The sequence below is a fragment of the Micromonospora sp. CNZ280 genome (genome assembly GCF_011759515.1).
In genome coordinates, this window is sequence record NZ_JAAOYP010000001.1 from 212,750 (window position 1) to 225,531 (window position 12,782).

Sequence of the window (12,782 nt, forward strand, 5' to 3'; positions counted from 1 at the left end):
TGTTCCGCGCGGAACAGCCACTCTTTCCGGGAACGAGGGCGAGGGGTCAGGCGCGGAGGATGCCGGTGAGGGTGGTGACGGCGCGGTCGATGCCGGCGTCGTCGACGTCCATGTGGGTGACCAGGCGGGCGGTGCGCGGGCCGAGCACGGAGACCAGCACCCCCTCGGCGCGGGCGGCGGCGGCGAGCGCGTGCGCGTCCAGCGGGGCCTTGGTCAGGTCGAGCGGCACCACGTTGGTGCGCGCCGGGCTGGCGAGCACCCCGAACGGGGCGATCGCCTCGGCCAGCCGGGCCGCCTTGGCGTGGTCCTCGGCGAGCCGGTCGATGTGGTGCGCGAGGGCGTACCGGCCGGCCGCGGCCAGGATGCCGGCCTGACGCATGCCGCCACCCATCCGCTTGCGGATCCACCGGGCCCGCTCGATCTTCTCGGCGCTGCCGACCACCAGCGAGCCGACCGGCGCGCCGAGCCCCTTGGAGAGGCAGACCGACAGGGTGTCGAAGAGCGCGCCGTACTCGGCCAGCGGCACGCCGTCGGCGACGTGCGCGTGCCAGATCCGGGCGCCGTCGCAGTGCAGCGCGAGCCCGGCGTCGTCGGCGACCCGGCGCAGCTGGCGCAGGGTGGCCAGCGGGATGACGCCGCCCCCGCCACGGTTGTGGGTCTGCTCCACCGCGATCGCCCGGGTCGGGACCGCGAAGTAGCCGTCCGGCCGGATCATGGCGGCGACCACGTCGGGGTCGAGGTCCGCGCCGACCGCCGGCCAGGTCCGCGACGAGATGCCGCCGTACGCGGCCGCGGCGCCGATCTCGTACGTGACCACGTGCGCGTCGGCGTCGCAGAGCAGTTCGTTGGCCGGCGGCACCACCAGTTGCAGGGCGATCTGGTTGGCCATCGAGCCGCTCGGCGCGAACAGCGCCGCCTCGTGCCCGAAGAGCGCGGCGACCTCGGCCTCCAGCGCGTTGACCGTGGGGTCCTCGCCGTAGACGTCGTCGCCGACCTCGGCGGCGGCCATCGCCTCCCGCATGCCGGCGGTCGGCCGGGTCACCGTGTCGGAGCGCAGGTCGACGACCATGTCCTCGCTCGCGGCCGCGGGGCGCACAAGCTCACTCCTCGCCTCAGCCACGGAGCATCTCCGCCACCAGGAAGGCCAGCTCCAGCGACTGCTGGGTGTTCAGCCGCGGGTCGCAGGCGGTCTCGTACCGGTCGGGCAGGTCGAGGTCCTCGATGCCCTGGGCCCCGCCGAGGCACTCGGTGACGTCCTCGCCGGTGAGTTCGACGTGCAGCCCGCCGGGGTGGGTCTCCAGGCTCCGGTGCACCTCGAAGTAGCCGAGCACCTCGTCGACGATGCGGTCGAAGTGTCGGGTCTTGTAGCCGTTGGACGACTCGTGCGTGTTGCCGTGCATCGGGTCGCACTGCCAGACCACCTTGGCGCCGGCCGCAGTGACCTTGGACACGATCGGCGGCAGGGCGTCGCGGACCCGGTGGTTGCCCATCCGGCTGATCAGGGTGAGCCGGCCGGGGATGTTGTCCGGGTTGAGCTTCTCGCAGAGCTCGATCGCCTCGTCCGGGGTGGTGGTCGGGCCGAGCTTGACCCCGATCGGGTTGGCGATGCGGGAGATGAAGTCGATGTGTGCGCCGTCGATCTGCCGGGTGCGTTCGCCGATCCAGAGGAAGTGCCCGGAGAGCCCGTACGCCCGGCGGTCGGAGACCCGGGTCAGCGCCCGGTCGTACTCCAGCGCCAGCGCCTCGTGGGAGCAGTAGAGGGTGACCGTGCGCAGCGCCTCGTCGTCGGTCATCCCGCAGGCCCGGATGAAGGCCAGCGCCCGGTCGATCTCCCGGGCGATCGCCTCGTAGCGCTCGCCGGCCGGCGAGTTCTTGACGAAGCCCTTGTTCCAGTCGTGCACCGCGTGCAGGTCGGCCAGCCCGCCGGCCAGGTACGCGCGGAGCATGTTCATCGCGGCGGCCGAGTTCGCGTACGCCCGGATCATGCGCTGCGGGTCGGCCATCCGCGCCTCCGGCGTGGCCTCCAGCGAATTGATCATGTCGCCGCGGTAGGCCGGCAGGCCCCGGGCGTCGGTCGGCAGCGAGCGGGGCTTGGTGTACTGACCGGCGACCCGGGCCACCTTGACCACCGGCAGCGACGCGCCGTAGGTCAGCACGATCGCCATCTGGAGCAGGGTGCGGGCGTTGGCCAGCAGGTGGCTCTCGGTGTTGTCGGCGAAGGTCTCCGCGCAGTCGCCGCCCTGGAGCAGGAACGCCTTGCCCTCGCAGACCAGCGCGAGCCGCTGCCGGAGCTGGTCGACCTCGTACGGCGCCACCACCGACGGGACGACGTCGAGCACCTTGCAGACCTCGGCGACCTGGGCCGGGTCCGGCCAGGGCGGGGTCTGCGCCCGGGGCAGCTCCCGCCAACGGTCCAGACCGAGGGCCGCGTCCTCGGCGGAGTCGACGGTCGGACGGCTGGTCTGCAGGCCGGGACTGCCCACGGCGGGATGGCTCAGCTGATGCCACTCATGGCGCATGCCAGAAAGCGTACGGCGACCGCCGGGGCCGCCGACCGCCGAGGGGCACGGTTCCGGCAGTTGGGAGCTCAGCTCAGGCGTGACCGGGCCCAGGCTAGGACGAGGGCGACGGGACGGCCGAGGGCGGCGGGGCGGTGTCGGCGGGCTGCGGGGCGGTGCCCGGTGCCTCACCGGAGATGCACCAGTCGGCGCCGTCCCGGGTGACGGTGAACAGCAGCGGCCGGGTGGCCTTGCGGGAGCCGACGGTGACCGAGACGGAGGTGCTGACCTCCTGCCCCCGGGGGCCGGGCCGGATGTCGATGATCTCCGCCTGGGGCACCTGGAAGTGGTCGGCGAAGTCACCGTTCGGGCCGGTCGCGGCGGCGTCGAAGCTCTCGTGCGCGGTCGCGCAGAACTGGCTGCGGCCGGCGGCCACGTCCTTGGCGGTCATCGCGTCGAGGTACGCCTGCACCCGCTCCCGGGCCCGCGCGCTCGCCTCCTCGGCGGGTGCCCGGCCGGGCTTGGCCGCCGGGTCGTCCTCCTTGATCAGACCGCAGCCGAGCAGGGCAAACGGCAGGGTCGCGAGCAGGGCGGCGGTCGCCGCCAGCCTCCGGTGCGTCACGCGCATCGCCACCTCCGTCGACGGGCCATCGAGCCGCGAGTCTGTCACACGGACCCGCCGGGCCGGTCGCCAGGCACGCCCGGAGCGCCGCCGGGCGGGGAGGGACCGGTGCGTGGTCCCTCCCCGCCGTGTGGGTGGTGCGTCGGCCTGCGGCCTAGCCGAGACCGCCCTTGATGGCGCCGATGAGCTCGCCGTTGCCGGTGTCACCGGAGAGCTCCCAGAAGAACGCGCCACCGAGGCCCTGGTTCTTCGCGTACGTCATCTTTCCGTTGATGGTCGACGGGGTGTCGTAGCTCCACCAGTTGCTGCCACACTTGGCGTAGGCGGTGCCGCCGACGGTGCCCGTCGCCGGGCAGCTGCTCTTGAGCACCTTGTAGTCCTCGATGCCCTGCTCGTAAGTGCCCGGGGCGGGGCCGGTGGCGGTGCCGCCCGGCGCGCTCTGGGTCACCCCGGTCCAGCCCCGGCCGTAGAAGCCGACGCCGAGCAGGAGCTTGTTGGACGGGATGCCCTTACCCTTCAGCTTCTGGATCGCCGCGTCGGACCAGAAGCCCTGCTGCGGGATCCCCGGGTAGGAGTAGAGCGGGGAGTGCGGGGCGGTCGGGCCCTGCGCGTTGAAGGCGCCGAAGTAGTCGTACGTCATCGGCATGATCCAGTTGAGGTGCGTCGCGGCGCCCGCGTAGTCGGTGGCGTCGATCTTGCCGCCGTTGCTGCCGTCCGCGGTGATCGCCGCGGTGACCAGCGCCGACGAGCCGAACCGCGTGCGCAGCGCGCCGACCAGGTTCTTGAACGCGTTCGGGCCGCTGCTGTCGCAGGTGAGGCCGCAGGCGTTCGGGTACTCCCAGTCGACGTCGATGCCGTCGAAGACGTCCGCCCAGCGCGGGTCCTCGACCAGGTTGTAGCAGCTCTCCGCGAACGCGGCCGGGTTCTGCGCGGCCTGGGTGAAGCCGCCGGACCAGGTCCAGCCGCCGAAGGACCAGATCACCTTCAGGTGCGGGTACATCTTCTTGAGCTTGCGCAGCTGGTTGAAGCTGCCGCGCAGCGGCTGGTCCCAGGTGTCGGCGACGCCGTCCACGCTGTCCGCGGCGGTGTACGCCTTCTCGTAGTCGGCGTAGCTGTCGCCGATGGTGCAGCGCCCGCCGGTGGTGTTGCCGAAGGCGTACAGGATGTGGGTCAGCTTGGCGGCCGAGCCGCTGGTGTGGATGTTCTTGACGTGGTAGTTGCGGGCGTACACGCCCCACTGGGCGAAATAGCCGACGACCTTCTTGTCACCCGGGTCCGGCGGAGTGGTGGTCGGCGGTGTCGTCGTCGGTGGGGTGGTGGTCGGCGGGGTCGTGGTCGGTGGCGTGGTGGTGGGCGGGGCGGTGGTGGTGGGCGGCGCGCCGCCGCCGCACGGGGCGCCGTTGATGGTGCAGTTCAGCGGGGCCCGGTACGGCCCGGTGCCGTTGTAGCCCCAGCTGAAGGCCGCGCCGGGGGCGAGCGGCCCGGCCCAGCTCTTCTTCACCGCGACGTAGTGGTCGCCGGTGCGGGTGACGTCCGCGTCCCAGAAGCTGCCGATGCTGGTGCCTGCGGGCAGGTCGAACTCGATGCGCCAGGTGCTGACCGGGGCGTCCGAGCCGTTGGTGATCGTCACCCTGGTCTCGTGACCGGTCCCCCAGTCCTGCACCTTGGTGAACGTGGTGGTGACGGTGCCGGCGCCGAACGCCGAGGCCATCGGCACCGTGGCGACGGTGACGGCGACCACGGCGCCGGCCCAGAGGGCCCGGCGGAGCGATCTCTTCATGTGGCGTCTCCCCAAACAGTTAGGAAACTTTCCAAAATGATTGCTGAGACGCTACTCACGACGTCATCACTTCGTCAAGATGTGCATGTTTCGATTTCCGGCGCCCGCCGGGGGAGGCTGACCGGCGGGTGATCCGAGCGCGTAGCCTCGGCGCATGACCGTCTTCGACACCCCGATCGACGCCCTCGGCGGCGGCCCGGCCGACCTTGCCCGCTACCGCGGCCGGGCCCTGCTGGTGGTCAACGTCGCCTCCCGCTGCGGCCTCACCCCGCAGTACGCCGGCCTCCAGGCGCTGCACGAGGAGTACGCCGCCCGCGGCCTGGTGGTGCTCGGCGTGCCGTGCAACCAGTTCGCCGGGCAGGAGCCGGGCACCGCTGCCGAGATCAGCGACTTCTGCCAGGTCAACTACGGGGTGACCTTCCCGCTGACCGAGAAGGTCGACGTCAACGGCCCGGGCCGGCACCCGCTCTACGCGGCTCTGGTGTCCACTGCGGATGCCGACGGGCACACCGGTGACGTGCGCTGGAACTTCGAGAAGTTCCTCGTCGCGCCGGACGGTACGGTCGCCGCCCGGTTCGCCCCGACGGTGGCCCCCGACTCCGCCGAGCTGCGCGGCGCGATCGAGAAGGTGCTGCCGGACGCGGCCTGACCGCCGACTGTCCCGCGTCCGAGTCACCGCAAGCTGGACGCCCGCCCACCGGACGACCGTGCTCGTCTACTCGGCAGGGTCCGCTGTGGAGCTGATGTCGCCACCGACTCACCGAGCGCCAGCGATCACACCGGATCGGGGACATGGGGGTGTCCGTCCGGGCTGCGCGACGGACTGTGTGCGGGCGGCGCAGCGCCCGCCGGCCCACCGAGCCGGGTTCGGGTGCCGCGGATCGGCGGCGGCCCGGCCCCCCGGCGACCCGGGCCCGGCGGTGATCGCCGGGCACCTGGACTCGCGGGACGGGCCGGCCATCTTCGCCCGGCTCGGCGAGCTGCGCCCGGGTGACCGGGTGCAGGTGTGGCGCGGCGACCGGGTGGTGGTGTCGTTCCGGGTCACCGGCACGCTGCGCGCCAGCAAGGACCGCTTCCCGACCACCGCCGTCCACGGCCCGACGCCCGGCCCGGTCGACATCGGCCACGGCGGACAGCGGAAGCCGGCGCGGCAGCGCCACCCACCGGAGCGGAGACCAATCAGACCGGGCGGCGGCCGGCGAAGCCGCACTCCACCCGGTGGTACCAGTTCAGCTCTACGTCCCCCTCCAGCCAGCACCAGAGCACCGGCCGGCCGTCCCGCTCGCCGGGGAAGTCGAGCAGCACCGGGGCGATCCCCTTCACCTGGATGTCGTGCTGGTGCAGGTCGTCCAGCACCGCGTGCAGCCGCGCCTCCAGCCCCTTGACCTCGGCCCGCCCGCCGAGCGGGCTCGCACCGTCCTGGGCCAGGTCGGCGCGGAGTTCGGCCAGGTCGGCCCGGAGCCGGATCAGCTCGTCGACGCGAGGGCGCAGCGTGGCCACCAGGTGCCGGGCCTGGGCGAGTGTGAACACCGGGCCAGTATGGGGCACTCGGGCCGGTGCCGGCCGCACCCGCAGGTCAACCGCCGATCCTGTAGCTAACCTTCCTTGACGGGCCATCTACATGTAGTTAAGTTTCAACGAAACCAGAACGGGAGGTCGACCGTGGAGCGTAGGAAATTCCTGGCCGGTGCGGGTGCGGTGACCGCGGGAGCGGTCGCGGCGGCGGCCCCCGGCTCCCCCGGCGCCGCAGTGCCCGGCATCCGCCGCGTGGAGAACGGCCTGGACGTGCTCGTCCGGTCCGGCTTCGCCGAACTCGCCGGCCAGCGGGTCGGCGTCATCTCGAACCCGACCGGTGTCGACGGGTCCTACCGGCACCTGGTCGACCTGATGCACGCCTCCGACGCGGTCCAACTGGCCGCCGCGTTCGGCCCCGAGCACGGGTTCCGCGGCTCGGCGCAGGCCGGCGGCAGCGAGGGTACCGGCGTCGACGCGCGCACCGGGATCACCGTCTACGACGCGTACGGGGCGTCGCTGGCCAAGTGGGAGACGATGTTCGGCCAGGCCGGCGTCGACACCGTCGTCTTCGACATCCAGGACGTGGGCGCCCGCTTCTACACCTACATCTGGACGATGTACACCTCGATGATGGCCGCCGCCCGGACCGGCAAACGGTACGTCGTGCTGGACCGGCCCAACCCGATCGGCGGCCGGGCGTACGGGCCGATGATGACCAGCGCCTACACCTCCGGTGTCGGGCTGAAGGAGATCGTCCAGCAGCACGGCATGACCGTGGGCGAGCTGGCCCGGTTCTTCAACGCCGAGTTCCTGCCGGCCGAGGCCGGCGGCCAGGTGGACCTGCACGTCGTCCGGTGTCGACACTGGAAGCGCGACAAGCTCGCCGCCGACGCCGACCTGCCCTGGGTGATGCCCAGCCCGAACATGCCCACTCCGGACACCGCGCTGGTCTACCCCGGCACCGGGCTGTTCGAGGGCGTCGCCTCGATCAGCGAGGGGCGGGGCACCTGCCGGCCGTTCGAGCTGATCGGCGGCCTGGCGACGGACTTCGACTACCACTGGTCCGACCGGCTCAACGCCCGTGAACTGCCGGGCGTCGAGTTCCGCGAGGCGTACTTCACGCCGACCTCGGCCGGGCAGAAGCCGGCGCTGCTCAACAAGCTCTGCGCCGGCGTCGAGGTGAAGGTCGTCGACCGGGCGACGTACGACCCGATCCGCACCGCGGTGGCGATGCTGGTCGAGGCGCACAAGTACCCGGCGTTCGCCTGGCGGCGGGACTCCTGGGACACCGTGCGGCCGTACTGGGTGGACAAGCTGACCGGCTCGCCCCGGCTGCGCACGATGATCGACGCGGGCGCCGACGTGGACGACGTGGTCGGCGCCTGGGCCGACGAGCTGGCCGACTTCAACCGGCGGCGGGCCCCGTACCTGCTCTACTGAGGACATCCGCGACGCCGGTGCCGGGCTGATCAATCGGTCAGCCCGGCGCCGCTTTTTCGTCGGCCGGCCAGTTCACCGGAAACCGACTCACGTCGGCGGGCGGCTCGCTACCCTCGGCCTCGGGACCCACACGGACATCCGGCCGCCACTCGATCGGCGCGTTCGCCGCTGACCAGGCGATCGACGTCCCGCCGGAACACCGGCGGCAGGCCGTACGACTGGCGCGCGGGACACCCATGCCGATAGGAGCGCCATGCCCGGGAAGACCCGATCCCCCGCCCTGCACCTCATCGTCTGCCACGCCGAACCCGCCGCCGAGCTCGCCGAGTTCATCGCCGCCTGCCAGGAACTGGGCTGGCAGGTGCACGCAGTCGCCGCTCCCGCCGAGGCGGTCGACCTCGCCGCCCTCACCGACCTCACCGGCCATCCCATCCGGACGGACGAGCAGGCCGAGACGCTGCACCCGCTGCCGCCGGCCGACGCGTACGCGGTCGCGCCGGCCAGCTTCGACCTGGTCAACAAGTGGGCGTACGGGCTGAACGACAACCTGGCCCTGCGGCTGCTCAACGAGGCGACCTCGATCGGCCTGCCGGTCGTCGCCGTGCCGGCGCCGGATCCGGCGTTCGCCCGGCACCCCGCCTTCCTGGAGAGCCTGGAGCGGCTGCGGCACTGGGGCGTGGCGGTCCCCTCGCCCGCCGAGCCGGGCGACGTCGACGACCCTGAGCCGTGGCACGTCGCCGTCCGGGTGGTCGCCGGGTGGACGCGGTTCGCCCGGGTCCCCGCCCAGCAGCCGGCCGAGCCGGTGCGCGGCGTCGCGGAGCTGGCCCTGCAGTCCGGTTGACTCAGTCGGCCTGGTCGGCCAGCTCGCGGGCCCGGTCCCGGGCCGCCTCGAGCGCGGCGAGCAGTGCCGCCCGTACGCCGTGCCTCTCCAGCTCGCGGATGGCGGAGATGGTGGTGCCGGCCGGCGAGGTGACCGCCTCGCGCAGCTTCACCGGGTGTTCGCCGGAGTCGCGCAGCATCACCGCGGAGCCGATGGCGGTCTGCACGATCAGCTCGTGCGCCACCTGCCGGGGCAGGCCGAGCAGGATGCCGGCGTCGATCATCGCCTCGACCAGCAGGTAGAAGTAGGCCGGACCGGAGCCGGAGAGGGCGGTGACCGCGTCCTGCTGCGACTCGGGCACCCGGATCGTGGCGCCCAGCGGCTTGAACATCTCCTCGGCCAGGGCCAGGTGCGTCCCGGTGGCGTACGCGCCGGCGGAGATGGCGGTCATCGCCTCGTCGACCAGGGCGGGGGTGTTGGTCATCACCCGCACCACCGGGGTGCCCTCGGGCAGCCGGCGGTTGAAGAAGCTGGTCGGCAGGCCGGCGCAGAGCGAGATCACCAGCTTGTCGGCGGGCACCTTGGGCCCGATCTCGTCGAGCAGCGTCGCCGCGTCCTGTGGCTTGACCGAGACGGCGAGCACCTCCGCCTCGTCGACAGCGGTGAGGTTGTCGACCACCCGTACCCCGTAGCGGGCGGTCAACTCCTCCGCGCGCGCCGGACGCCGGGCGGTGGCCAGCAGCCGGTCGACCGGCCAACCCGAGCGCAGCAGCCCGGAGAGCATCAGCTCACCGATCTTGCCGGCGCCGATCACGGCGACCGTGTGCACCGCGTACCCCCTCCTGCCGTGGCCGGCGGCGCGGTGGGCCGGTGGCCCGCCCGCGCCGCCGCCGGTCGGCTCAGCTGCCGAAGAAGACCTCGGCCTCGGCGTACCGCTCCAGCGGCACGGTCTTCAGCTCGCGGGTGGCCTCGGCCAGCGGCACCCGGACGATGTCCGTGCTCTGCATGGCGACCATCTTGCCCCAGTCGCCCTCGTGCGCCGCGTCGATCGCCTGCAGGCCGAGCCGGGTGGCCAGCACCCGGTCGAAGGCGGTCGGGGTGCCACCGCGCTGGATGTGGCCCAGCACGACGGTGCGCGCCTCCTTGCCGGTCTTCGCCTCCAGCTGCTCGGCCAGCCACTGGCCGATGCCGCCGAGGCGGACGTGGCCGAACGCGTCCAGCTCCTGGTTCTGCAGGACCATCTGGCCCGCCAGCGGCTGGGCGCCCTCGGCGACCACCACGATCGGTGCGTACTGGTGCTGGAAGCGCTTCTCGACGTACCCGGCGACCTGCTCGACGTCGAACTGCCGCTCGGGCAGCAGGATCACATTGGCGCCACCGGCCAGGCCGGCGTGCAGGGCGATCCAGCCGGCGTGCCGGCCCATCACCTCGACCACCAGGGTGCGGTGGTGGCTCTCGGCGGTGGTGTGCAGCCGGTCGATCGCCTCCATGGCGATGTTGACGGCGGTGTCGAAGCCGAAGGTGTAGTCGGTGGCGCCGAGGTCGTTGTCGATCGTCTTCGGCACGCCGACCACGTTGACGCCGAGCTCGTGCAGCTTGGTGGCCACGCCGAGGGTGTCCTCACCGCCGATGGCGATCAGCGCGTCGACGCCCTGGGCGGCCAGGTTGTCCTTGATCCGCTCGACGCCGTTCTCGATTTTGAAGGGGTTGGTCCGCGAGGAACCGAGGATGGTGCCGCCGCGCGGCAGGATGCCGCGGACCTCCGCGATGCCCAGGGGGCGGGACAGTCCCTCCAGCGGACCCTTCCAGCCGTCCCGGAAACCCACGAACTCGTGGCCGTAGCTGGCGACGCCCTTGCGGACCACCGCCCGGATGACCGCGTTCAGACCCGGGCAGTCGCCGCCGCCGGTGAGCACGCCGATACGCATGATCTGCTCATCCTCCTGGGAGCATCAGATGAAGCCCGATATGCCCCAGGATATGTGTCGGATCAGACCATCGGCGCCGTTGCCGGCCCGGGGCGGGCCGTCAGTGCGCACTGTAGTCGCCGTGGCAGGGGTCCGACACCGCACCCCGGGGCCGGTCCGGCTACCGGTCAGTAGCTGAACCTCGCGGTTCTCCCCCGGCTCCGGCGGCGCGCCGGTCACCGCGGACCGGGCCAGGCCGAACAGGTCGACCACCCCGCCGACCCGACCCGTCCCGGGACACAACCGACCGAACCTACGAACCGGTCATCGCCCGCCACCGGGCCAGGTTGTGCCGGGCGTCCACCAGCGCGTCGTGCCGGGCCGACGCCGCCTCCGGCAGCGACGGGCGGCCCCGCTCGTCCCAGAGCTGGCGCAGCTCCTTGGTGAACCGGGGGATCTCCCGGGGCAGCGCCGGCATCGCCCCCCACAGCTGCGCTAGCGCCACATGGTCGTACGCGGCGTACCAGGCCCACAGCTCCAACTGCTCGCCCGGGCGGTCCCGGATCGGCTCGATCAGGAAGTCGTACAGGTCGTCGCGGATCCGCTCCCGGGACCGCCAGGCCCGGTCGGCCGGCGAGGGGAGCTTGTCCAGCACGTTGCGGCGCACCCAGGGCACGGCGCGGGAGTCGTCGAACTCGGTGGAGACCGCGTAGAACTCGCGGCCGTACTCGTCGACGACGCCGATCGACACCAGGTCGACGATCCGGCCGTCCTCGATGAACTCGCAGTCGTAGAAGTAGCGGTGCACCATCCCGGTCATCCTCGCCCACCGCCGCCGCCGGCCGACCGGCGGGTCGCCCACCCGCGGGCGGATCCGCACGTCATCGGCGGGACCGGCGCAGCTCGGGACGGTCACGGAACCGCATCCAGGGGTGTACAGCAAGCGACATGGCCGTCATGATCTGATGTGTACCGCTACCGGACGCCGAACCCGGTGTCAGTTCACCTTGTCAGGGGCCCGTCAGGTTCACCCGGTGAGCGATGTTGTGGTCCATGACCGGGGAGGGGACGGCCGTGGAGATGCGCCTGCCGGAGCCGGGTGACGCGCTCACGGGTGTGGAGATGTTCGCCGGGCTGGAGCCCGAGGTGCGCCAGCGGGTGATCGCCGCTGCGGTGCCGCGGACGTACCGCAAGGGTCAGTTGCTCTTCGTCGAGAACGACCCGGGCGAGTCGCTGATCGTGCTGCGGCGCGGCGCGGTCGCGGTGTTCCGCACCGCGCCGACCGGGGAACGCGCGGTGCTGTCGGTGATCCGGCCGCCGGACGTGCTCGGCGAGGTCTCGCTGCTGGACGCCTCCACCCGCTCGGCCTCCGCCGAGGCGATCGAGGACTGCGCGGCGCTCGCGCTCTCCCGCGGGGCGTTCATGGAGCTGGTGCACTCGAACCCGCGCATCCTGGACGCGGTGATGCGCTCGCTCGGCGGGCTGATCCGCCGGCTCACCGAGCAGAACGCCGACCACGTCTTCCTGGACCTGCCCGGCCGGGTGGCCAAGACGCTGGTCCGGCTGGCCGGCGAGAGCCAGGCCCCGATGATCACCATCGAGCTGAACCAGAGCCAGCTCGCCGAGATGGCCGGCGGCTCCCGGCAGAGCGTCAACCAGGCGATCGGCTCGTTCGCCAGCCGCGGCTGGCTGCGTACCGAGGGCCGGCGGATCGTGGTCACGGACGTGGCGGCACTACGGCGTCGCGCCGGCATGAGCGAGCGCTGACCCCGGCCGCCACGCCACGTCGGGTACGCCCGCACGGGCGGGCGGCGGTGGCCCGCCGCCCGCACCGGTCGCTCACTTGTCGGTGTCGTCCGCGGGGGGCGAACTCGGACCCGGGCCGATCTTGCTGGGATCGGTGTCCTTGGGCTTGGTGGTCGTGGTCGTGGTCTCGGTCGAGCCAGCGCTCTGGCCCGCGGGCTGCTCTACCATGCCCTGCTCCTCCAGTTCGGCGAGAGTGACCGCATCGACGTCGACCGTGTCGCCCGGACCCCACACCGTTCCACCCGGATCGGTCCAGCGGGCGGACAGTCGCACCTGCACGGCACTCTCCCTGCGGTCAATCTTTTCTGGTACGAGAGACTAGCCCCAATGCCGGGTAGTTAAGCGCGGCGGTGGCTGGTCAAGAGGGCGTGTTGGTGCAGGTACCGGCAGCGGG

The 12,782-nt window shown here is 72.4% G+C and carries 13 protein-coding genes and 1 pseudogene; 5 read left to right on the plus strand and 9 right to left on the minus strand.

The window, feature by feature from the left end:
• Nucleotides 1–46 precede the first annotated feature (46 nt).
• From FHX32_RS00965 to FHX32_RS00980, 4 genes are all read right to left on the minus strand, one after another.
• Complete coding sequence (locus FHX32_RS00965; RefSeq protein WP_167182032.1) at nt 47–1,069, minus strand: GntG family PLP-dependent aldolase; 1,023 nt, start codon at nt 1,067–1,069, stop codon at nt 47–49.
• A 43-nt stretch (nt 1,070–1,112) separates the two neighbouring features.
• Nucleotides 1,113–2,519 (minus strand): class II 3-deoxy-7-phosphoheptulonate synthase, encoded by a 1,407-nt coding sequence (locus tag FHX32_RS00970; RefSeq protein ID WP_167178610.1) that lies wholly within the window; start codon nt 2,517–2,519, stop codon nt 1,113–1,115.
• A gap of 94 nt (nt 2,520–2,613) precedes the next feature.
• Nucleotides 2,614–3,126, minus strand: a complete 513-nt coding sequence (locus FHX32_RS00975) for a hypothetical protein (RefSeq protein ID WP_167178612.1) — start codon at nt 3,124–3,126, stop codon at nt 2,614–2,616.
• A gap of 148 nt (nt 3,127–3,274) precedes the next feature.
• Nucleotides 3,275–4,900, minus strand: a complete 1,626-nt coding sequence (locus tag FHX32_RS00980; RefSeq protein ID WP_167178614.1) for a glycosyl hydrolase family 18 protein — start codon at nt 4,898–4,900, stop codon at nt 3,275–3,277.
• A gap of 154 nt (nt 4,901–5,054) precedes the next feature.
• Between FHX32_RS00980 and FHX32_RS00985 the strand changes: the two genes are divergently transcribed.
• Together FHX32_RS00985 and FHX32_RS34800 are read left to right on the plus strand one after the other, a co-directional pair.
• Entirely contained in the window at nt 5,055–5,549 is a 495-nt protein-coding gene (locus FHX32_RS00985; protein ID WP_167178616.1) for a glutathione peroxidase, read from the plus strand.
• Between the two features lie 94 nt (nt 5,550–5,643).
• Nucleotides 5,644–5,931 (plus strand): annotated as a pseudogene (locus FHX32_RS34800) (class F sortase); the annotation flags it as partial.
• A 148-nt stretch (nt 5,932–6,079) separates the two neighbouring features.
• On the opposite strand, the gene FHX32_RS00990 reads toward FHX32_RS34800, so the two are convergent.
• Entirely contained in the window at nt 6,080–6,430 is a 351-nt protein-coding gene (locus tag FHX32_RS00990; protein WP_167178618.1) for a DUF2203 domain-containing protein, read from the minus strand.
• Between the two features lie 132 nt (nt 6,431–6,562).
• On the opposite strand from FHX32_RS00990, the gene FHX32_RS00995 reads away from it, so the two are divergent.
• Both FHX32_RS00995 and FHX32_RS01000 read left to right on the plus strand, forming a co-directional pair.
• Nucleotides 6,563–7,855 carry a DUF1343 domain-containing protein gene (locus tag FHX32_RS00995; protein WP_167178620.1) on the plus strand — a complete coding sequence of 431 codons (1,293 nt, stop codon included), beginning with the start codon at nt 6,563–6,565 and terminating at the stop codon, nt 7,853–7,855.
• Nucleotides 7,856–8,108: 253 nt separating this feature from the next.
• Entirely contained in the window at nt 8,109–8,696 is a 588-nt protein-coding gene (locus FHX32_RS01000; RefSeq protein ID WP_167178622.1) for a flavoprotein, read from the plus strand.
• 1 nt (nt 8,697) lies between these two features.
• On the opposite strand, the gene proC is transcribed toward FHX32_RS01000, so the two are convergent.
• From proC to FHX32_RS01015, 3 genes are all read right to left on the minus strand, one after another.
• Nucleotides 8,698–9,504, minus strand: coding sequence for a pyrroline-5-carboxylate reductase (gene proC, locus FHX32_RS01005; protein WP_167178624.1), 807 nt, complete (start codon nt 9,502–9,504; stop codon nt 8,698–8,700).
• A gap of 70 nt (nt 9,505–9,574) precedes the next feature.
• Nucleotides 9,575–10,603, minus strand: a complete 1,029-nt coding sequence (locus tag FHX32_RS01010; RefSeq protein ID WP_167178626.1) for a 6-phosphofructokinase — start codon at nt 10,601–10,603, stop codon at nt 9,575–9,577.
• Nucleotides 10,604–10,895: 292 nt separating this feature from the next.
• A complete protein-coding gene (locus FHX32_RS01015; RefSeq protein WP_167182034.1) occupies nt 10,896–11,393 on the minus strand; it encodes a polyadenylate-specific 3'-exoribonuclease AS in 498 nt (165 codons plus the stop codon).
• A 263-nt stretch (nt 11,394–11,656) separates the two neighbouring features.
• Here FHX32_RS01015 and FHX32_RS01020 point away from each other — a divergent pair, with 263 nt between their 5' ends.
• Nucleotides 11,657–12,349 (plus strand): Crp/Fnr family transcriptional regulator, encoded by a 693-nt coding sequence (locus tag FHX32_RS01020; RefSeq protein WP_088997507.1) that lies wholly within the window; start codon nt 11,657–11,659, stop codon nt 12,347–12,349.
• Nucleotides 12,350–12,421: 72 nt separating this feature from the next.
• Here FHX32_RS01020 and FHX32_RS01025 read toward each other — a convergent pair whose 3' ends face one another.
• Entirely contained in the window at nt 12,422–12,667 is a 246-nt protein-coding gene (locus FHX32_RS01025) for a hypothetical protein (RefSeq protein WP_167178628.1), read from the minus strand.
• Between the last annotated feature and the right edge of the window lie 115 nt (nt 12,668–12,782).